This is a genomic window from Shewanella maritima, from assembly GCF_004295345.1.
GTDB lineage: Bacteria > Pseudomonadota > Gammaproteobacteria > Enterobacterales > Shewanellaceae > Shewanella > Shewanella maritima.
Genome location: NZ_CP036200.1, coordinates 3,090,264 through 3,111,052 on the forward strand (window position 1 = coordinate 3,090,264; position 20,789 = coordinate 3,111,052).

At 45.0% G+C, this 20,789-nt stretch carries 15 protein-coding genes and 1 pseudogene; 13 read left to right on the plus strand and 3 right to left on the minus strand.

Annotated elements, in window-relative coordinates; translation table 11 throughout:
• The first annotated feature begins 1 nt into the window (after position 1).
• From EXU30_RS13195 to EXU30_RS13215, 5 genes are all read left to right on the plus strand, one after another.
• A complete protein-coding gene (locus tag EXU30_RS13195; RefSeq protein ID WP_130600757.1) occupies positions 2-1,408 on the plus strand; it encodes an SO_0444 family Cu/Zn efflux transporter in 1,407 nt (468 codons plus the stop codon).
• A 571-nt stretch (positions 1,409-1,979) separates the two neighbouring features.
• Complete coding sequence (locus EXU30_RS13200; RefSeq protein ID WP_130600759.1) at positions 1,980-4,034, plus strand: multiheme c-type cytochrome; 2,055 nt, start codon at positions 1,980-1,982, stop codon at positions 4,032-4,034.
• A 465-nt stretch (positions 4,035-4,499) separates the two neighbouring features.
• Positions 4,500-6,347, plus strand: a complete 1,848-nt coding sequence (locus tag EXU30_RS13205) for a multiheme c-type cytochrome (RefSeq protein ID WP_130600761.1) — start codon at positions 4,500-4,502, stop codon at positions 6,345-6,347.
• Between the two features lie 194 nt (positions 6,348-6,541).
• Positions 6,542-7,030, plus strand: a complete 489-nt coding sequence (locus EXU30_RS13210) for a GNAT family N-acetyltransferase (protein WP_130600763.1) — start codon at positions 6,542-6,544, stop codon at positions 7,028-7,030.
• Between the two features lie 76 nt (positions 7,031-7,106).
• The gene (locus tag EXU30_RS13215; protein WP_130600765.1) at positions 7,107-7,421 is read left to right on the plus strand and encodes a putative quinol monooxygenase; all 315 of its coding nucleotides are present in this window, start codon (positions 7,107-7,109) and stop codon (positions 7,419-7,421) included.
• 117 nt (positions 7,422-7,538) lie between these two features.
• On the opposite strand, the gene EXU30_RS13220 is transcribed toward EXU30_RS13215, so the two are convergent.
• Positions 7,539-7,790, minus strand: coding sequence for a hypothetical protein (locus EXU30_RS13220; RefSeq protein WP_130600767.1), 252 nt, complete (start codon positions 7,788-7,790; stop codon positions 7,539-7,541).
• A 166-nt stretch (positions 7,791-7,956) separates the two neighbouring features.
• Here EXU30_RS13220 and EXU30_RS13225 point away from each other — a divergent pair, with 166 nt between their 5' ends.
• The 3 genes from EXU30_RS13225 to EXU30_RS13235 all read left to right on the plus strand — a co-directional run bounded on the left by EXU30_RS13225 (position 7,957) and on the right by EXU30_RS13235 (position 11,620).
• Positions 7,957-8,838: a radical SAM protein gene (locus EXU30_RS13225; protein WP_130600769.1), complete on the plus strand. Its 882-nt coding sequence runs from the start codon at positions 7,957-7,959 to the stop codon at positions 8,836-8,838.
• A gap of 211 nt (positions 8,839-9,049) precedes the next feature.
• On the plus strand, positions 9,050-10,441 hold the full coding sequence (locus EXU30_RS13230) for a DUF1800 domain-containing protein (protein ID WP_130600771.1): 1,392 nt from the start codon (positions 9,050-9,052) through the stop codon (positions 10,439-10,441).
• 12 nt (positions 10,442-10,453) lie between these two features.
• The gene (locus tag EXU30_RS13235; RefSeq protein WP_242620208.1) at positions 10,454-11,620 is read left to right on the plus strand and encodes a DUF1501 domain-containing protein; all 1,167 of its coding nucleotides are present in this window, start codon (positions 10,454-10,456) and stop codon (positions 11,618-11,620) included.
• Positions 11,621-12,101: 481 nt separating this feature from the next.
• On the opposite strand, the gene EXU30_RS13240 is transcribed toward EXU30_RS13235, so the two are convergent.
• Complete coding sequence (locus tag EXU30_RS13240) at positions 12,102-12,938, minus strand: mechanosensitive ion channel family protein (protein ID WP_130600775.1); 837 nt, start codon at positions 12,936-12,938, stop codon at positions 12,102-12,104.
• Between the two features lie 332 nt (positions 12,939-13,270).
• Between EXU30_RS13240 and EXU30_RS13245 the strand changes: the two genes are divergently transcribed.
• On the plus strand, positions 13,271-13,738 hold the full coding sequence (locus EXU30_RS13245) for a hypothetical protein (protein WP_130600777.1): 468 nt from the start codon (positions 13,271-13,273) through the stop codon (positions 13,736-13,738).
• 110 nt (positions 13,739-13,848) lie between these two features.
• Here EXU30_RS13245 and EXU30_RS13250 read toward each other — a convergent pair whose 3' ends face one another.
• Positions 13,849-14,064, minus strand: coding sequence for an HP1242/YdcH family protein (locus EXU30_RS13250; RefSeq protein ID WP_130600779.1), 216 nt, complete (start codon positions 14,062-14,064; stop codon positions 13,849-13,851).
• A gap of 366 nt (positions 14,065-14,430) precedes the next feature.
• Here EXU30_RS13250 and udp point away from each other — a divergent pair, with 366 nt between their 5' ends.
• The 4 genes and pseudogenes from udp to EXU30_RS13270 all read left to right on the plus strand — a co-directional run bounded on the left by udp (position 14,431) and on the right by EXU30_RS13270 (position 20,733).
• Positions 14,431-15,189, plus strand: coding sequence for a uridine phosphorylase (udp, locus tag EXU30_RS13255; RefSeq protein ID WP_130600781.1), 759 nt, complete (start codon positions 14,431-14,433; stop codon positions 15,187-15,189).
• Positions 15,190-15,548: 359 nt separating this feature from the next.
• Positions 15,549-16,229: a translesion DNA synthesis-associated protein ImuA gene (imuA, locus tag EXU30_RS13260; protein WP_130600783.1), complete on the plus strand. Its 681-nt coding sequence runs from the start codon at positions 15,549-15,551 to the stop codon at positions 16,227-16,229.
• Between the two features lie 15 nt (positions 16,230-16,244).
• Positions 16,245-17,642: a Y-family DNA polymerase gene (locus tag EXU30_RS13265; protein ID WP_130600785.1), complete on the plus strand. Its 1,398-nt coding sequence runs from the start codon at positions 16,245-16,247 to the stop codon at positions 17,640-17,642.
• A pseudogene (locus EXU30_RS13270) lies at positions 17,642-20,733 on the plus strand (error-prone DNA polymerase). The gene EXU30_RS13265 and the pseudogene EXU30_RS13270 overlap by 1 nt, the downstream one beginning before the upstream one ends.
• Positions 20,734-20,789: the final 56 nt, after the last annotated feature.

A 20,789-nucleotide genomic window follows, 5' to 3' on the forward strand; every position in this document is an offset into this window, starting at 1 on the left:
TATGTTAGTGACTAATTTTATCAATTTGTTTTTAGAGTCTGCGCCCTGGTTGCTATTGGGTTTAGTGTTAGCCGGGCTGTTAAAGGTGTTTGTGCCAATGGCATGGATGCAAAAGCAGTTAGGTGGTCATGGATTTAAAACCGTGATTAAAGCGGCGATTTTAGGTGCGCCGCTACCATTGTGTTCATGCGGGGTTATTCCTGCCGCAGTGGGGCTACGCCGCTCTGGTGCGTCGAAAGCTGCAACTACTTCATTTTTAGTGGCTACCCCTGAAACTGGCGTAGATTCGGTGTCGGTATCTTATGTGTTACTTGGACCATTTATGGCGATAGTGCGTCCGATTGCTGCGGTGACCAGTGCCGTAGTCGCTGGCTTGCTAGTCGGGCGCGATGATCGTGAGGAGCAAGATGATCGCAAAGTACAAGGTGACCGTGATGAGCAAGCCAAAGCCGACTCAAGCCAAAGCGCTTCGTCAGTAGTGAATAGCCAGCCTGCCAAGTCATGCTGTGCCAGTACAAAGCAATCTGCAAATGTGATGCGTATGACCAAGGCTGAAGATTCACCGCTGTTAACACCTGTGACTGCAGATGGGCAATCAACCGCCGCAGCACAATCACAAGCAAAGGCTTCATCATGTTGTGGCAGCAAACAACAACAGGCAAAGACTTCATCATGTTGTGCTAGCAATTCAGCGAAAGTCGCGACTGACGAGCAGCTACAAGCACAGTCAACGAGCAGCTGTTGTAGCACCAAAAGTGATGTAGCAAACAACGAGCAAACAGATAGCTGCTGCGCCTCAACTCAGGATGTTGCCACTGAGCTTAAAGGTGAGTCGATAATTAGCCGAATTGGTAAAGGTTTGCATTATGCGGCGACAGATCTTGTTCGCGATACAACCATTTGGCTGTTGATTGGTTTGTTCTTCGCCGCATTAGTACAAACCTACGTACCTGCAGACTTCTTGGCCAAATGGGGCGACGGCATTCTTGCTATGTTAGTCATGGTGCTTGTGTCGATCCCTATGTATATCTGCGCGACGGCATCAACGCCAATTGCAGCGGGTTTACTGTTAGCTGGCGTGTCGCCAGGTGCTGTGCTGGTGTTTATGATGGCAGGCCCTGCGACTAATATCGCTACATTAGGTGTAGTGACTAATGAGCTAGGCAAACGTGCGTTATTTGGCTATTTAGGTGGCGTATTGGGCGTGGCGTTAGCAGCTGGTATGTTGGTCAATTACCTGGTTGCCAGCTTTGGATTTGAGGTGATGCCGCAAATTGGTCATGAACATGAATTATTGCCTCAAGGCGTGGTGATGCTGTCAGGCGTGGTGCTAGCTGCACTCATGCTAAAAGTGCTATGGGACAAGCTGCCGCGCAAGCAAAAAACAGACAGCTGCTGCTCATCGTAAATGCCAAGGTTGAGTACTATGTTAGCCGTTGGAGTGAGTGTTGTTAATAACTTGCTTACTCATTGTTCGACCTAAGCATATTTTGTAAGCAATAATCTAATCCTTTGAAAACCCCTAACTTAAAATTTTAAGTTAGGGGTTTTGTGTTTAAGCGTCATCTAAATCAGCCTCCCTTTGTCGAACTTTTACTCTAATTTTATTCGCTACATTTTTAAGTTACTAATAAATAAGCACTTTAAGTATCTTTCAGCAATTGAAATATTAGCTTTCGATTATTGAAATTTCGTTTTATGCACAGTGTAAAGAATTGCTGATTAAGTATTTTTTAAGATTATTTTAAGGTTGTTTGGGTCTGTTAGCTTTAAGTGGTTGATTTTTAGTGGTTAGTTTCCTTAAGGTTTGTTGGTTAGTAAATGGTTTAATTTTTGTTTGTGAGTGGTGATTCATGTTTCTGGCATAAACAATCATTCACAACTTCGTCACGTGACTCTTATCGCAACCCTATTTGGGCAAGTTTTATAGAATTGTCATTGGGAGATACTCATAAAGAGGTATTAAGAGGATGAAAACGATGAAAAGATTTAGCCAACACAGAATCGCCTTTGTGGTTGCTTCGGCACTCGCTCTGGCGGCTTGTAGTGGTGAAGATGGTAAAGACGGCAAAGATGGTGAAAATGGTGAAGATGGTGTGAGCCCGACTCCACCTGTTGTCGAGGTTTCTGAAGTTACTGAGCTTAATTATGTGAGTCACATGATTGAAGAAGGGCAGGTAACTGTGGAGTTCAACGCTACTGATGAAGCAGGCCTAGTCATTAACGGTTTAGAGCAAGTGGGTGTATCTGTATATCTTGCCGCGGTTACTGACAATGGTATCCAGCGCAGTCGTGATGGCACTGTAGGTGGCTCAGCTGATTTAGAAACTGAAGGCGCAAGCTTAACCCTGTTAGACAATGGTAACTACGAGTTTGTTGCACCTATGTCGGCTGTTCAAGCGGATACAGACGGTATTGTTCGCTTAACTGTTGGTGATTTAAGACGTGACCCAGGTCCGATTGCTGCAGCAGGTATGCTGGTTCATAAGCCTGAAGAAACGATTCACACTACAACAACAGAAACATGTTACTCATGTCACGTTGACTTTGCGACGTCTGACATCCGCCATAACTATTATGTTGTTCAAGATGTTGATGGCAATACAGACTTCGTGGGTAGCTGTTTAGTTTGTCACAACAACGTAGCACGTGATGTTGCTGAAGACGGTTCATCTCTCGACACTGGTGGTTATGCTAAGTTAACGATGCAAGCCATGGGTCATATCAATCACCAGAAGTTTGAAATGGACTTCCAGGTGACTAACTGCTTCACTTGTCACGCAACTGAAGTCATGAATACCAATATTACTGGTAACGGGTGTAGCGACTGTCACGGTACTAATACTGAATCTGTAATGGCAATGGCTAAGAGCTCGCCTGCATACACTAGTGACACAAGCAGCTTTGACGTTCGCCAAATGCACGCAGATATCTCAGCGTTAAATGAGCGTAAAGCTATCCGTGCTCAGTACAGTACTACAGCGAGTGCACCATACTATGACGATACCTATACCTATGATGATGGCAATGGCTATGCTGGTACCGGTGGTTATTGTATTGACCTTAAGCTTTGGGATAACGCTACTGACACACCAGTACAAGTAAACATTAAGAACCTTTACGATGCTGGCGAGCTAGCCTATACCGGTGCTTACATTGATGGATATGATCTAGAAACTGGTTCAATCGTCGCACGTGCGATTAGCCGTTATGACACTGGCCTAGGCTACTATGATCGTGAAGATGGAACCCGCTCAGTTTGTTACACCTTCATCGACTTTGGCGACCAATCTGGCTTTGCTCACCTAGCAGGTAGCACGCGTCTAACCTTTAAAGATGCAGGTTGGATTGACTCAGACAGTGAATACGGTGTGTCATTCACTAGCTTTGCTGGTATTTCAGAGCTAACTGTATCGGCGGACCCTGCAGTGCCGCATACGCTAGTTGATATCAATGAAGCTCATGGTCGTCGTTTCATCATTGACAATGAAGCATGTACTACTTGTCACAACAATGAGACTAACTATCATAAGAATGGTTCGTACAATGCTGGTGGTCAGGACTGTGTAGCATGTCATAACAATGGTTACGACCGCAATGCTGCTAAGTCTGCTCCAGGCTTTGGCCCTATGATCCACAGCATGCACTGGGGTGTGGGTAACGCACTATCAGGCAACAAGGGTCAAGACGAAGATGGCAACAACATTCAAAACTCAGCGGCGAGCTTAAATGCTGATAACTGTGTGTCTTGTCATAGCAATGGTATCGACATGGACGCAATTCCAAATCGTTACATGCTGTCTAAGTCGCTTAATGATGGTACTTCTGGCGTGATGACAAGCCCTGTATTAGCAAACTGCTCTGCATGTCATGACTCAGAAGCTGCGTTAAACCACATGATGCAAAATGGCGGCGAGCTAAACACAGTGAAAGGCGATGGCTGGTACACAGTACCTACCGCTGAGTCTTGTGCTACTTGTCACGCGACCGGTAAATCATTCGGCATCGATAAGTACCACGTGTTTGAGCGTTAACTTAGCGTAGAACTTAACTCCTGCGGCGCTTCTCTACTAACCCATGCCGCAGTGAGTTAGGCAATATCTAGAGAACCTTACCTTGTGATTTTATAGGGAGCTTTTGCTCCCTTTTTTTGTTTAAGGCGCATTACTGAACTGCTCAATTTTTGTTAGTCAATTGATGTTCATCAAGTTAACCAATGGTAAAACTGGCTTTTGGGGTGGATTTTTAAGTTAAGTTTAATCTTAATATTATTTTAACCAAATAAGCTATTGAAATTTATATATATATCATTCCTCGCTGCAGCCTTAAGTCTCAATTAATCTTGCTAGTTTGCAATCTGTCTCATTATTCCCATAGAAAGCTGATAACAGTTTGTTATATGGCTGTTTTCACGTGATTTTGCTCGCAAATCCATCCCTTTGCTTATTTAGACTTATTCGCGGGAGATACTCACTAAGTAGTAATAAGAGGATGAAACGATGAGAGAGTTTAACAAGTGCAAAGTCGCATTTGTCATAGCTTCGGCAATGGCAATTGTTGGCTGTAGCGGGGAAGACGGTAAGGATGGTATTACGCCTCCGCCACCATCGTCTGGCACCTCGTTAGAAACCAGTATTAACATGATTTCCCATAGCCTTGATGAGGGTATGGCGACATTTGAATTTGAAGTCACCAACGAAGATGACAAGCTCGTTTCTGGTCTGCAAAAAGCCAATGTTGAAATAGCTGAGCTGACTGAAAAGGGTATTGCCCGCAGCCGCGATGACTTTGAAGGTGAGCGTGCTGGTGGTAATGCTAGTGAATCGACAGCAGGCGCTAGCTTGACTGAGATTGAGACTGGTCGGTATGAGTTTATTGCACCAATGGAAAACATTAACGCGGCTACTGAGGGCATTATTCGTCTTGCGGTAGGTGGTAGTGAAGCCATTGCTAAATCGCGTTATACCATTGTTGCTAAGTCTGAGAATGTGCACACCACAACTACTGAGACTTGTCAGGGCTGTCACGTTGACTTCCACGCATCTGATATTAAGCACTCTAGCTATACAGCCATTAACGCCGACGGTGAAACAGATTTAGTTGCCGGTTGTTTGGTATGCCATAACAATGTTGAGCGTGACCACGGTGGTTATGCCCGCAATACTATGCAAAAGCTAGGTCATATTAATCACCAGAAGTTTGAAAAAGACTTCACTCCAACCAACTGTTATACCTGTCACGCTGAGCCTGTGATTAACACGAGTATTGCTGGCAACGGTTGTAGTGATTGTCACACAAGTGAGGTGTCAGACAATGCTATGGCGATGATGGCAAGCGGTGAGTTTGATGCACGTGAATTCCACGCTAAGTCACTACATATTGGCTTAGATGAGCGCATTACCATCCGCGCTGAGCATACCACTGAGCTTTCAGCTATCTACATGAACATTGAAGGTGAGTACTGTACTGATCTTAGCTTGTTCAAAGGCGAAGAGTTGCTAGATATTGAAGCGCTGTACGCCGATGGCACCCTAAGCTACGCCAGCACATACATCCATGGTTACCATAATGAGTCTCTAGTGGGTCGTGAGTCACGCACTTACAATGAGTCTTACAAAGGTGATGGTACCAAGACTTTCTGTCACCCTGTGCTTGACCTAAATACACCGCAAATTATGGCAAGCTCGCGCTTGACCTTTAAAGGTGGTAACTGGGTTGATGAAGATGGAAAGCATGGTGTGTCATTCACGGCTTATTCACCTGTTAGCTCTTTGAGCGATTTAGGTAATGTGATGGACTATGACCGCCGTCATTCTGTGACTGCAGATAGTTGTACTACCTGTCACAACAACGAGACTAACTACCATAAAAACGGTAGCTATGCGGAAGGCGGTTTAGACTGTGTAGCTTGTCATAATAATGGTCAAGACCGTAGCGCCAAAAACTCAGCTCCTGGCTTTGGCCCTATGATTCACTCAATGCACTGGGGTGTAGGTTCATCAGCTGTTACTGGCGAGCCAAACTCTGCAACTGAGCTGGCAGCTGAAAATTGCGTAGCCTGTCATGCTGATGGTATTGAGCTTGAGGCTATTCCTGATCAATACATCCGTGCGAAAGCTTTCCACAACGGTGACAATACCAAGATGGCAAGCCCAATCATGGCTAACTGTGTTGCCTGTCATGACTCTGCACAAGCTATCAACCACATGGAGCAAAACGGTGGTGAGATTGATGCTGAAGTTACGCCAGACTGGTACACACAGCCTACTGGTGAGTCTTGTGTAACCTGTCACGCTGAAGGTAAGTCTTTCGGTATTGATAAGTTCCATGTGTTTGATCGTGACTAAACCAAACACAGATTTGCATTTGGGTTATTAGGCTCAAATCAGCAACAGCCTAAAAGGGAGCGATTGCTCCCTTTTTTACGTTGTTTGCGGTGCAGCTCTTAGTACACCTTTTACTTGCGTTATGCTTGGCTAATGTTTCGTTAGCTACTACTATGGTCGCCAGCGCAAAAGCGGAATGACATTGGAGGGTGTAAATGTCCTTAACCTGGCATAATCTTGCCTTTAACCAGTTATCACTAGATAACCTTTATGACCTGTTAAAACTGCGCGTGGATGTATTTGTGGTTGAGCAGAATTGCCCTTATCCAGAGTTAGATGATAAAGACAGAGACAGCCAAACTCGGCACCTATTTGCCACCAATGAGCTGGGTAAAATTGCCTGTTATAGCCGCGTGTTAGCGCCGGGTATGAGCTATGTGCAGGCCAGTATTGGGCGAGTCATTGTCGCGCAAGACTTTCGCGGCGCTAAGCTTGGTTTACCCTTAATGCAAAAATCAATTGCTATTGCGTTAGATGCTTGGCCCGATGCTGGGATTCAAATTGGTGCGCAGCATGCGATTGAAAGCTTTTATCAAGAGCTAGGCTTTGTGGCGGCATCTGAGATGTACCTAGAAGATGACATTCCGCATATCGATATGATTTATCAAGGCGACAACTGCCCTGGTACAGGGCGCTCAAGTTAAGCTGATGTTTTGACTAAAACTTAATACATTAAGGTTGCGATCATTATCTGAAATTATAAATAAAGGGCTTACTAGGATGGACTATAAGATCAATACGTTGCAGCTTGTTTGCGTTGCACAGTTTACTGCTAAAGCTGGTAAGCGAGACGAATTAGTGGCGGCATTAGCGGCGCTTATTCCTGATACTCGCCGCGAAAGTGGTTGTATTCGTTATGAGCTAAATGTCAGTCTCGATGACGATAACAAGGTTGCTTTTGTTGAGAAGTTTGTTGACCGTGAAGCGTTTGATAAACATTGCGCCAAAGATGCCATTCAAGATTATTTCCACAATGTGATGCCTGAATTGGTCGAGTCACATCATGTTGAGGTATTTAACCAGGTTATAGCTTAACGCTCTAAAGTGATTAGTTGTGGTGAGAGTCCAATAAAAATGCGTGTTGCTTTAAGCTTCACGCATTTTTTGTATCTGATCGGCATTGTAGTCTGTGGCGATCAGCATTAGTGCAGCTTAGTGCTCGCGGATAGTAATTTTTGGTCTTAGGTCGACTTCGCCATCAGCATGGATCACCGCAATATCTTCTTGCTGCTTAACGACAGCTAACGGGCCTTTACGGGTTTGGCGCACAAATAGTAAACGGTAACCGAAGCGGTGCAGATCGTAGAGAGCGACTTTCTGATCTGCCGTGGTTAACTCCCAAAACTCTTCGTTTGTAAACGAGGTGTCGCGACGTTCGTTTAACTGGTAAGCGACTTGGTTCATAATAGCTGTTACCTGTGTTTTTATAGTTGTTAATTAAAGGTTAACGCCAGCTAATATAGCAATAATTACTAGCTTGTGTAGTATTTTTAAGCAAAAAGTATGAGTTTGTCATGCAAATAACACATATATTTAATCAGTATGCGCGCCAGTTAACAGCAAAGGGAAAATTGTGATCCAGTACATTGAGCCAGTATTCCGTCCGCCGTCGGAGTGGAAGTCATTTATTCTGCAAGTCACTAATGGCTGCAGTTGGAATAACTGCAGTTTTTGCGACATGTATACCCAGCCACAAAAGCAATTTCGAGCGCAAAAACTCGATAAGATAGAAGCTGACATCATCGCTGCCGCGCAATCTGACGCGCCTATATCTAGGGTATTCCTTGCCGATGGCGATGCCATGACGCTGCCATTTAATCGCCTAAAGGCCATTTGTGAGCTAATCAACAAACATCTGCCTAGTGTTACCCGAATTAGCAGCTATTGCTTGCCGCGTAATCTAACCAACAAAACCGTTGAGCAATTAATACAGCTTAGAGAAATGGGGCTGTCGCTGATGTATGTTGGCTGTGAAAGCGGTGATGATGAAGTGCTTAAACGTATTCAAAAAGGTGAAGACTTTACTTCATCATTGGCGGCGCTAGATAAAATCAAGCAAGCTGGAATGAAGTCGTCCGTGATGATCTTAATGGGGCTAGGCGGCACAGAATTATCTAAGCAACATGCTATTGCCTCTGCGCAGCTAATGAACGCTGCTCAACCTGAATACTTATCTACCTTAGTGGTTACCTTGCCGTTGGGCACAGTAAAAATGGATGCCGCCTATGATGGCGAGTTTACCCTGCCTGATCAGCGCGGCTTGTTAGAAGAGATGCAATTGCTACTCAGTCATCTTGAGCTTGATAAAACCATATTCCGCTCAGACCATGCCTCTAACTATCTAGTATTAAAAGGTGTGTTAGGCAAAGACAAAACTGCCTTGCTCGGTCAGGTAGAGCAAGCGTTACATGGCATGGTGCCATTAAGGCAAGAGTGGCAGCGAGGGCTGTAGCTTAGTTGATGTTGTTGAAACAGTCGGTGTCTTTGATGCGGTTGAGGCCGAGATGAATACAGTGCATTTGAGTCTCAAGAAACGTCAGCCAATGTAAAACCATGTAAAAGCGCTGCAAACTTGGCGATGCTGGGTTAATTTAAACATAATGCTAACAATGTAAAGGGCGTCTCGTAATCTTTATTCAGGTGCCTTTATTTTAGGAGTCGTTATGTCTGTACATGGGTTGATTGCGGTTAATCGCTTTGGTTATGGCGCTAAGCCTGGCGAGCTTGCTAAAGCGATAAGCAATCCACAAGGGTTTCTAAAACAGCAGCTAAAGCAGCCTGAATTTAACCGCGTGTTGCCATCAGCATCTGAGTTAATGCAAAAGCTTTATCAGCAGCGTCAGCAAGCGAAAATGCTAGAGTCAAAAAAGCAAGAGTCTCAGAAACAACAGACACAAAATAAAGAGTCAGCCACATCACCTTCAAATAATAATCAAACTAAAAAGTCGCCTAAGGTGCAGCAACAGGCTTATCGCGACTTTTGCCAGGATAGCTTTAAGGCTGCGGTTAAATCCGATAATAGCTTGAGCTGGCGATTGTTAGACTTCTTTTCAAATCACTTTAGCGTAACTGCCCAAGGCCCTGTGATGACGGCGCTCGCGCCCACCCTAGAGCGGGAAGCGATTGCGCCAAACCTGTTTGGCAGCTTTGCCGACATGCTTGATGCGGTCGTGCATCACCCCGCAATGTTGGTTTACCTCAATAATCAACAATCATTTGGCGTTAATTCAAAAATTGGTAAACGCAAGGGCAAGGGCTTAAACGAAAATCTCGCTCGTGAAATTCTCGAGCTGCATACTCTTGGCGTTGACGGCCCTTACAACCAGACTGATGTTATCGCGCTGGCTAAGGGGATTTCTGGTTGGAGCGTGTCAAATAAGTCTAAACACAGTGGTCGTAATGGTTTTTTCTATCGCGATGCAGGGCATGAGCCTGGCAGCCAGCAATTAGTCGGTAAACGTTTTACACAAAAAGGTGAGGCTCAGGGTAGAGCAATGTTGAAGCACCTTGCCTTACACCCAAGTACGGCAAAATTTGTTAGTTATAAGCTTGCCAAACACTTTATTAGTGATGAGCCCGAGCAAGAGTTAGTTAATGCTTTAGTTGCTCGCTGGCAACAGACACAGGGTAATTTGAAGCAAGTGGTTGAAGCGCTAATTGAGCATCCACTTGCTTGGCAAAGTGAGCGGGCTAAATTTATAACACCAAGAGAGCATTTGATTTTTGCTCACCGAGTTACTGAAGCTCCCTTACCAAAAACACGCAATCTGATTGGGCTATTAAATCAGCTTGGGCAGAGACCATTTAAAGCCGGCTCACCTGCAGGTTATGGCGACACTGAAGGTGAATGGTTAAGCGATAAAGTGATGATTGACCGTATTACCTGGTCACGCATGCTCGCCGCTAAAGTGAATAAACTTGATGTAAAACAGCTTATTGAACAAGTGTGGGGTGAGCAGTTAAGTCAACGCTCTTATCTCAGTATTACTCGTGCTGAAAGTCGTGTTGATGCCATTACCTTACTGCTAATGAGCCCTGAAACACTGAGAAGGTAAGCGGAGATGACGATGAATAGACGCGATTTACTGAAGCTGTTTGGTGGTAGCTTAGTGGTTATGCAAAGCCCGCAATTACTCATTAGCTCTGCAAATGCAACAAGCTATAGCAAAACTGAGCAGCCATTATTTATTTGGGTGATGCTCCGAGGGGCGCTGGATAGTTTGCACACAGTAATTCCTGAGTTTGATGAAAACTATATCAAGCATCGCCCTAAGCTCGCTAAGCAGCTTGGTACAGGGTTGCCGCTAGAGAAGGGATTTAGCTTAAACCCAGCATTAGCTGAGCTGCATAGCTGGTATCAAAATAGTGAGTTGCTGCCGATTGTGGCGGTAGGTAGTGGTTATCATGGTCGCTCACATTTTGACGGTCAGGATTTTTTAGAAAGCGGGCAATCGAAAGTAAACTCTAATGCCATAGACACCCATTCAGGGTGGCTGGGGCGCACCTTGCAGATGTCTGCCTATCATCATAAAGCCATTGCGATCGATCAAACCGTGCCGATTAGTTTACGTGGTAGTGATGACGTCAATGCCTGGTATCCGTCAAACGCAAAAGACGTGGGCGATGATATTTATAGTGCGTTGATGAACATGTATCAGGATTCACCCAAATTAAGTATGAGTTTGCAAAAGGGTTTAGAGCTGCAAAAAAATGCTATGGCTCAGCAGTCCGGCAAACAGCGAACCAAGTTTGCCAACCTAACTAAAGCCTGCGCTAATCTTTTGCTTGCTGACAACAAGTTAAGCTGCGCCGTGCTGGAGCTAGGTGGTTGGGATACACACAATAATCAGCATGGGCGTTTAGCAAGACAACTCAAAGAACTAGATGATGGACTGGCATCTCTTAAGGCTCAGTTAGGTGAGCGTTGGCAACATACGGTTGTAGCCGTTGCCACAGAGTTTGGCCGCACAGTTAAAGAAAACGGCACCGGCGGCAGCGATCATGGCAGTGCAGCTTGTATGCTACTAGCTGGCGGCGCAATAAAAGGCGGCCGGATACTCGGTGATTGGCCAGGGCTTGCCAAAAGCGAGTTGTTTGAAGGACGTGATTTGATGCCTACATCAAATTCTCTGCAATGGTTGGCAACCGTACTAGCCCAGCATTGGCAAATTAAACCTGCGCATATGCCAGCGTTATTTGGTGGTTTGCAGACTTACAGTGAGCAGCTAGTGTGAAGCTTTCGTGGTCTAAAAGGCTTACTGCAACAAGCAGCAAGCCTTATTTGATATGACGCAATAATCGAATCTCAATACCGAACACTACGGTTGTTCTTTGGCAGTTAGCAGTCGCCACCACCTCCGCCACCGCAGTCTCCTCCTGAGCTACCGTCACCATAGCTAGTGTAACTTGCCCCATAGGTGCCAGTGCCACTTCCTAGTGAACCGCGCCTGTTAACTTTGCTATTAGATGACTTGAGGTGAATGATAAAAGCACAAATCAGTGCGACAACGGCAATCAGCAGTATGCCTCAGGCGCTAACATCGTTAATGTCTGCGATCGCTAATTTGGTACCTGCAAAAGCCAGTGCTGCTCCTAAGATTAATAATGCATACTTCATGTCTTCTCCTTGACCTGAATGAGTGATGGTCTTCAGTCTACACTATTTATCACAAGCTCAAGCTGCTTATCCTGAACTCAGGCTGTTTACCCGAGCGACTAACTTTCGCTATTTGCCACATATTTGAGCGGACAAGGAATGGTGATGTTAGCTGCTTGCAAGGCATTAATAATCGCTAGGTTAGTTTGGTATTTAGCTTCAAAATACTGCGGCGTTGGTACCCAGTAACGAATGCCAATTTCAATACCTATGCTATTAAATCCGTTTACACCAACCAATGGCTTTTGCTGTTGGTTTACTAGCTCTGCATTAGCTAATTGCTGCTCAATAATACTGATAGCCTGATTGGTATCAGCTTGATATTCGACATTTAGCTTGGTTTCAACCAGCTTGTATTCAAATGAGTTGTGTAAAATTTCGCCAACAATATGTTTGTTAGGAATACTGATACATTCACCTTCTTCATTGGTCAGTATGGTCAGCCCGAGTTTAATTTCTTTAACCACGCCAGCAACGCCCTTAATTTCAATGGTGTTGCCCACGACAAAAGGGCGAGTCACGATAATAGTGATACCCGCTGCATAGTTGGCTAGCATACCTTGCAGCGCTAAACCTGCACCTAATGATGCTGCACCAATCGCTGCCACCATTGGGGTAACGCTAATGCCCAGTTTACCTAAGCAAATGACCCCGACCATTACAATAATCACAATGCGAATTAGGTTGGAGGTGAAGGTGGTTAAGGTGACATCGATATTGTGTTTGGTCAGCAAGTTGGTGACCAGATTGGAAACTTTGTTGGCGACCCAAAGGCCGATAAGAAAGATAAGTACAGCGCCAACAAGCTGGAAACTGTATTGCACCAAAAATTCTAAAATGAAGTCGTAAGCATTCTGTAATTGTTGAATTTCTTGGTTTAGGCTTGGCTGATCCATTCGATGTTCCTTTATCGCAATCAAGCGGAAAATATGCCTGTGATGATAGCAAGCTTTAAAGCTAGGATCTAAATCTAGCTTGAGTATTTACCCTAGCTTTGGTTTGGGTTAGATCAAGTCTGACCTATTATGAATGTAGACTTAAAACGAGCACTCAATAATCATTGCTGTGAGTTGCTTCAAGCTCTATTCCAAGCGCGCTGTTATGGGGCTGAAATTAGGTTATATTGAGCGTTTAGGTCTATTGCCTAGCAGCAATACCGCATTTGCTGCTTATACGGAAATAGTAAAATTAGTGAAACTCAATTTCGCGAATTAATTAAGGGTTAGCCATGTTGAAAACTGTGAGTCATTGTTTGGTTGCTTTAGCGCTTTTTGTCGGCGTTGCCGGTAAGGCCATTGCATTAGAAGCGGGTGAGAAGTTAGCTGCGTTAGCGCTTAATGATCAATTTGAGAAACCTTTGCAGCTAGAAGAGCAAACCCAATACTTGTTGTTTAGTAAAGACATGGCTGGCGGTGAAGTCGTGCAAGAGGCGTTAACTGAAAACCCAGTGGCGGCAAGTGGCAAGCTAGTCTACTTCGCCGATATTAGCGGTATGCCATCGCTAATCGCGCGTTTTGTGGCTATCCCTAAGATGCAGGATTATGACTTTGTACTTGGGCTTGATAGAGAAGGTGAGGTGACAGCAAGTCTACCTGTAGAGGAGAAAGCCGCGACCTTAATTGAGCTTGATAACTTCAAAGTGAAAAGTGTTAGCTTTTTTGAAAGCGCTGATGAACTTAAACAAGCATTGAAATAGGCTTCGAAGCCTTAGTGCTAGTCAACTTAGTTTGACTTAACTTAATTTTACTCAGAATAGAAAAGGACGCTTATGCGTCCTTTTTTGTTTTAACTTGCGCTGTGTTTTCACTAGTTTTGATGCTTCAGCAAGATGGCGTAAATCTCTTCTTTAAGGTGTAACTTTTTAGACTTTAGTAATTTCACATCTGGCGTAGTGTCACTACTCGCATGAGCCTCTTGCTTTTTGATTTCTTCATCTAGACGATTGTGTTCGTCGAATACTTTAAGGAAGTGGGCGTCAGTGGTTTTTAGTTTAGTGATCAGCTCGCGATGCTCTGGAAACATAGGCAACTCCTGTTAGGTTATAGGTCAAAGTTAAAGCGAAGACTGTTAACTTCAGACTATGCTTATCCAGTCAGGTTTAGCTTGATTTACATCAAAATTTTGTTTGTTTTTTGTTAATGGATTTGGCGTGTTACTTACTCGTGTTCGCCTTAGTACACAAAACCTTTAGTGAATGATTAGCAAGTGAAAAATGCGAGTGGGATAGTTATCTTTTGAGCCTATAACTGTCATTAGCTTGTCATGATATATCGCGAACATTCAAACTAGCTAAGTCAACTTGTGTGATCCAGTTAACCTTTTTATGGTGTAGACTAAGTTAAAGTTTCGTGAACGGTCGTTTCAAAAATAAGATAATAGGGGTTCAACATGTCTGATGTATTTCACTTAGGATTAACAAAAAGCATGTTAGATGGTGCCACTTTGGCAATTGTGCCGGGTGATCCTGAGCGGGTTAAACGCATCGCAGAGCTGATGGAAAATGCCACTTTTCTTGCCAGCCACCGTGAATACACCTCATACCTAGCTTACATAGATGGTAAGCCTGTGGTTGTGTGTTCAACAGGTATTGGTGGGCCTTCAACGTCGATTGCTGTTGAAGAGCTAGCCCAGCTAGGAGTTAATACTTTCCTTCGTGTAGGCACAACAGGTGCAATTCAACCACATGTAAACGTGGGTGATGTGATTGTGACTCAAGCATCGGTGCGCCTTGATGGTGCCAGCTTGCACTTTGCGCCGCTAGAGTTCCCTGCCGCGGCAGACTTTGACTGTACTACTGCCATGGTTGCAGCGAGTCGTGATGCTGGTCTTGAGCCTCATATTGGTATCACAGCCTCATCAGATACTTTCTACCCAGGACAAGAGCGTTATGACACTGTGTCTGGTCGCGTAACTCAGCGTTTTGTAGGGTCGATGAAAGAATGGCAAGCCATGGGCGTACTTAACTATGAGATGGAGTCAGCTACGTTATTTACCATGTGTGCGTCGCAAGGTTGGCGCGCAGCTTGTGTTGCTGGTGTCATTGTAAACCGTACCCAGCAAGAAATTCCTGATGAAGTGACCATGAAGCAAACCGAGACCAGTGCGGTGTCGATTGTTGTTGCTGCGGCGAAGAAACTGCTTAGTTAAGTTTTCATAAGTCAGCGTCATAACCAAAATCAATGTTATGACTAAAGTTAGCGTTACAAATAAAAGGTGCCTCGGCACCTTTTTTGTTTTGACCCCTAAACCATCTACTTCAGTCGGTGGTTATCATCAATTAGGCTTTGCCTATAACTTTTAGTGTGCTTCAGATCTGGCTAACACAAAGCCACGTTCGTCATAAGGTTTTAATACCCTAGATGTTTTCCCCTGAATAACTTTATCTATGGTTTGCAGATAAAACTTTGCTGAAAGAGTTGCTATAAGGGCATCCTTTTATAGAAAAGATATTTATTTAGCAAATAGCTCATTATTAGTTATACTGTATAAGTATACAGGTATTTGTGATGACTAATTTAATTGAGCTACTTCAACATCAGCACCTTGTGTGGCAGGGCTCAGCTCAGGTTGCTCCTAAGGCAACAACGACTGGGTTTACTGAGCTAGATGAGCATTTGGCTGGTGGTTTTCATACGACAGGTGTGACTGAAATTCAGAGTGAGTCAGGTGTTGGCGAGCTGCGTTTGCTTATGCCTGTTTTGGCTGAGGCAAAAGTGCAGCAACGGTTAATTGTGTTTATTGCTCCTCAAGGGCTGATTTCGGCGCAGGCGCTTGCGGCTCAAGGTATTGAGCTAGATAAGGTGCTGACCATCTATCCAAAAGATCAGCAGCAGGCACTGTGGACTGCGGAGCAGTGTCTGCGAAGTGGTGCTTGCCATAGCGTGTTGATGTGGAGTTATCAAGCGCTTGAAATTCATCATGTTAAGCGTTTGCAGGTGGCAAGTGAGACCGGTAATTGCCGGCAGTTTATTCTACGTGAGGGTAAGGCTGAGTCGTTATCGCTACCTTTTGATTTAAGCCTATCTTTACAAACCCATGCTAAGGGCGTGACGGTAAAAATTAATAAGCGTAAGTGCGGTTGGCCGTCTGAGGCATTTCACATCAATATGGTTGATCGCTGGCCAAGCTTAACTCAGCAAGCACTGCCAGATAATTTAATCCCATTTCCGCAAGTGCAAACTGGTTAGTATTGCGAGAGTATTATGGCTTTGTGGTTGTATCTTCACTTTCCTTCTTTGCAGCGCGACACCTTGTATCATGATTGCGAGCTGCCGTTGATCATTGTTGATGGCAGACAAAATGAGGTGGTGCAGTTAACGAGCGCGGCTAAGCAAGAGGGCATACAGCTGGGTATGGGTTTAGGTAGCGCGGCATCCTTGTGCACTAGTTTACAAGTCTTACCTTATGATGAAGCCACCGAAGCTAAAACGCTTAAGCAAATCGCCCGTTGGCTGTATTTGGTAACGGCCGATATTGCCCTTTATCCACCAAATGGTTTGCTAGTTAAAGTCAGTAATATGCTGACCTTGTATAAAGACTTAGGTCAGTACTGGCAAAAGTTGCAGAGCCATTTAAAGCACTTTACGGTGGAGTTTCACTACTGCACTGGTTTATCGCCTTATGGCGCACGTATGTTGGCGCGAAAGGGGGTTAATCAGGTCAGTGACAATAAAGACTGGCTTAACGCTCAGGTAGCTAAATGCGCCTTGATTGAGTCCGATCTTGAGCCTAAAGCCATTACCAGTTTGCAAAAGGTTGGAGTGCAGCAATTTAGTGACTTGTTGCGCTTACCGCTGGCTGATTTATCCAAGCGTTTTAATCTTAATGTGGTTAATTATATTACTCGGCTTACAGGCACGGTTGAGCACAAGGTTGAGTTTTACATTCCTGCCGAGGCTTTTGAGCAATATCTTGAGCTTTATTATGAAGTGTCGAATTTACAGTTTCTAGAAAAGCCCATCACCAAGCTCTATAAGCGACTCGAAACCTATTTAAAACTAAGGGACAAGCTAGCTTGTGAGTTATTAATTACTCTGCATCTGCGTGATAAAGATGATCTGCAATTAACAGTAGCTGCGGCGCAAGGTGAGTACAAAGCCAGTAAGTGGTGGCAGCTAACTAATTTGTGCCTGGAGTCGGTTGATCTAGCCGCGCCTGTGATTGGCGTTAGCGTTAAGGCAAGTCGGGTGGTGAATCAATACGCTGAGCGTAATGATTTATTTCAAGGCTCTCAAGGCAGCCTTAGCGCCACTGAGTTAGTATCGATTTTAACTGCTAAATTAGGCGAAGATAGAGTGCAAGGACTTAGCATAGGTCAAGACCATCGCCCTGAGCTGGCAAATCAGCTATGCCCACCTTTTACGGTATCGAATGAGTTAAATGGTGATATTCCCCTACGCCCCAGCGTTATGTTGGCAACGCCTGTTGCGCTCAATGAACATGTGACCTTACAGCCTTATCCTGAGCGAATTGTCACCGGCTGGTGGGATAGCCAGCAAGCCGTGAGAGATTACTTTATTGGCCGCAGTGATTCTGGGCGTTGGCTGTGGTTATTTCGTAATGCAGATAAACAGTGGTTTGTGCATGGAGTGTTTAGCTAATGCACTATCCAACTTCTCCCTTAACGCACTATGCCGAGCTGTTTTGTCAGACTAACTTTTCTTTTTTACGAGGGGCTTCTCACCCTGAGGAGTTAGTGATCCAGGCACACTTTTTAGGCTATCAAGCACTCGCCATAACCGATGAATGCTCGGTTGCGGGTGTCGTGCGGGCGTACAGTGCAATTAAAGAGCATCAACTAGATATTGAGTTAATTGTCGGCAGCATGTTTTGGCTTGATAACGACTTACAAGTGGTGCTGTTGTGCCCTAATCGTCAGGCCTATGGCGAGCTATGCCGGGTGATCACCAATGCCAGGCGACGCAGTGACAAGGGCAGTTACGACCTACAAAAGTGGGATTTGATGTCGTTGAAGCACTGTTTGGTGTTATGGCTGCCCACTGGCAAAAAGGCCGATCTTGAATGGGGACAATGGCTTGCTAAGTATCATGATGGTCGCTTATGGCTTGGGCTGCAGCGGCGTTTACTTAATAATGACCAAAGCTATACCGAGCACAGTCTGAGTTTAGCTAAAGAGCTAGCGTTACCAGTTACTGCCTGTGGCGGCGTGCTATTTCATAATGCCAGTCGCTTACCACTGCAGCACACACTCGCGGCAATTAAGGCCGGTTGCAGTGTTAGCGAGCTTGCCCATACTCGCTTGCCTAATGCAGAGCGGGCGCTGCGCTCTATTTCTAAAATATCCAAACTGTTTAAGCCGCAGTGGTTGGCTGAGTCTTGCGACATTGCTAGATTGTGTGAGTTTAAGCTCACTGAGCTGCGTTATGAGTACCCAGCAGAGTTAGTTCCGCAAGGAACAAGTGCAATAGAGCACCTTAAAGCGCTGGTGGCTAAAGGCATTGCTCTGCGCTTTCCTGAAGGGATAGATGCCGATATACAAGCCACTATAGATAAAGAGCTCAAGCTAATTGAAGAGCTGGACTATCCGTTTTACTTTTTGACCATTCATGATGTGGTGATGTTTGCCAAGAGTAAAGGCATTTTGTATCAAGGGCGCGGCTCAGCGGCGAATTCTGTGGTGTGTTACTGCCTAGAGATCACCTCGGTTGACCCAAGGCAGATTGATGTATTGTTTGAGCGCTTTATTAGTAAAGAGCGCGACGAGCCGCCAGATATTGATGTCGATTTTGAGCATGAGCGGCGTGAAGAAGTGATTCAATATATTTATCAAAAATATGGCCGCGAGCGCACAGCACTGGCTGCAACCGTGATCAGCTATCGCCTTAAAAGCGCTATTCGTGAAGTGGGTAAAGCGCTAGGTATTAGCCTGACTCAGCTTGAGTTTTTTATTAAAAACATTAACCGCCGAGACAGCTCCCTTGACTGGCAAACCCAGGTGTCTGAGTTAGGGCTTAACCCTGAGTCGACTAAGGGAAAGCTGTTTATTCAACTGGTGAATGAAATTCGCGGTTTTCCGCGCCATTTATCTCAACATGTGGGCGGCTTTGTGATTTCGGCTGGCCCTTGTATGAGTTAGTGCCAGTTGAAAATGCCAGCATGCAAGACCGCACTGTGATCCAATGGGATAAGGATGATTTAGAAACGCTAGGCTTGCTTAAGGTCGATGTGTTAGCGCTGGGCATGTTGAGTGCTATTCGGAAGTGCTTTCAGCTAGTTAAGCAGCACTATCAGCGAGAGCTGTCCATTGCGGGGATTACCCGGATGCAAGATGATGCCAACGTGTACCGGATGATCCAGCAAGCCGATACCGTAGGCGTGTTTCAAATTGAGTCGCGGGCACAAATGAGCATGCTGCCAAGGTTAAAGCCTGCTAACTATTATGACTTAGTGATTCAAATTGCCATTGTCCGCCCCGGCCCAATTCAAGGGGACATGGTGCACCCGTTTTTAAAGCGACGTGACGGCATTGAGCCTATTGAATACCCGACACCTGAGGTCAAAGCCGTGTTGGCGCGCACTATGGGAGTACCGATATTTCAAGAGCAGGTGATCAAGCTGGCAATGGTGGCAGCAGGGTTTAGTGGTGGTGAGGCTGATCAACTACGCCGCGCCATGGCAAGCTGGAAGAAAAACGGCAAGCTAATGCAGTTTAAAACTAAGTTGATTGACGGCATGCGTGAGCGGGGTTACTCACCTGAGTTTGCTAATCGTTTGTTTGATCAAATACTTGGCTTTGGTGAATATGGTTTTCCCGAAAGCCACTCAGCCTCATTTGCTGTGCTAGCTTACGTGTCGTCCTGGCTTAAATATTACTATCCTGAAGTGTTTTATACCTCTTTGCTCAATAGTTTGCCCATGGGATTTTACTCGGCATCCCAGCTTGTACAAGATGCTAAGCGTCATAATATTCAGATACTTCCTGTGTGTGTAAATGCTTCCTTATATGAGCATCAAGTGGTGGATTATCAAGGCGATAAAGCCATGCGTTTGGGCTTTCGCATTATTAATGGCTTTTCAAAGCAGGCGGCGCAATGCCTAGTTGAATATCGCCCAGCACAAGGCTATCAATACGCAAGTGATATCAAAAAGCTGGGTATTAAACGTGATGCCATTGCACAACTTGCTAGTGCTGATGCTTTTCATGGTATATCCGGCAATCGTTATCAAACACGCTGGCAGTTGATGGATAGCGAAGATGAAATGCCGCTGTTTACACAAATAAGCAATCAAGATGAGTTTGATTTTGGCCCAAGTGAGTTTGATACCCTTAATGAAGACTACGCCGCTACTGGGTTAACCCTTAATAAACACCCGATTTTGTTAATGGAACAAGCTGGGTTATTGGATAAGTTTACCCGTATGAGCGAGCTTAAAACGAAGCAGCATAAGTCACTGGTGACCATAGTGGGTGTGGTCACGGGTAAGCAAGCGCCGGGCACGGCGGGCGGCATTACCTTTATGACTATTGAAGATGATACGGGGAACATTAATGTAGTGGTGTGGTCAGCGACTTCGCGCGCGCAAAAACAGCCGTATATGACGGCAAAAATCCTTAAAGTAAAAGGAATATTAGAGCGCGAAGGCGAGGTGGTGCATGTTATTGCGGGCAAGCTGATTGATTTGACCCATGAGTTGCAATCTCTAAAAACGAAATCGCGCGACTTTCATTAGCATTTATCATTATCCATTAGCACTTATTATTAGCCATCAGCACTTATCATTAGCAG

Coding starts and splice junctions, on each gene's coding strand:
- EXU30_RS13265 (WP_130600785.1), top strand. CDS start 16,245: ATGGCTTTGTGGTTGTATCTTCACTTTCCTTCTTTGCAGCGCGACACC.
- imuA (WP_130600783.1), top strand. CDS start 15,549: ATGACTAATTTAATTGAGCTACTTCAACATCAGCACCTTGTGTGGCAG.
- EXU30_RS13230 (WP_130600771.1), top strand. CDS start 9,050: ATGTCTGTACATGGGTTGATTGCGGTTAATCGCTTTGGTTATGGCGCT.
- EXU30_RS13245 (WP_130600777.1), top strand. CDS start 13,271: ATGTTGAAAACTGTGAGTCATTGTTTGGTTGCTTTAGCGCTTTTTGTC.
- EXU30_RS13235 (WP_242620208.1), top strand. CDS start 10,454: ATGAATAGACGCGATTTACTGAAGCTGTTTGGTGGTAGCTTAGTGGTT.
- EXU30_RS13220 (WP_130600767.1), bottom strand. CDS start 7,790: ATGAACCAAGTCGCTTACCAGTTAAACGAACGTCGCGACACCTCGTTT.
- EXU30_RS13215 (WP_130600765.1), top strand. CDS start 7,107: ATGGACTATAAGATCAATACGTTGCAGCTTGTTTGCGTTGCACAGTTT.
- udp (WP_130600781.1), top strand. CDS start 14,431: ATGTCTGATGTATTTCACTTAGGATTAACAAAAAGCATGTTAGATGGT.
- EXU30_RS13250 (WP_130600779.1), bottom strand. CDS start 14,064: ATGTTTCCAGAGCATCGCGAGCTGATCACTAAACTAAAAACCACTGAC.
- EXU30_RS13200 (WP_130600759.1), top strand. CDS start 1,980: ATGAAAAGATTTAGCCAACACAGAATCGCCTTTGTGGTTGCTTCGGCA.
- EXU30_RS13195 (WP_130600757.1), top strand. CDS start 2: ATGTTAGTGACTAATTTTATCAATTTGTTTTTAGAGTCTGCGCCCTGG.
- EXU30_RS13240 (WP_130600775.1), bottom strand. CDS start 12,938: ATGGATCAGCCAAGCCTAAACCAAGAAATTCAACAATTACAGAATGCT.
- EXU30_RS13210 (WP_130600763.1), top strand. CDS start 6,542: ATGTCCTTAACCTGGCATAATCTTGCCTTTAACCAGTTATCACTAGAT.
- EXU30_RS13205 (WP_130600761.1), top strand. CDS start 4,500: ATGAGAGAGTTTAACAAGTGCAAAGTCGCATTTGTCATAGCTTCGGCA.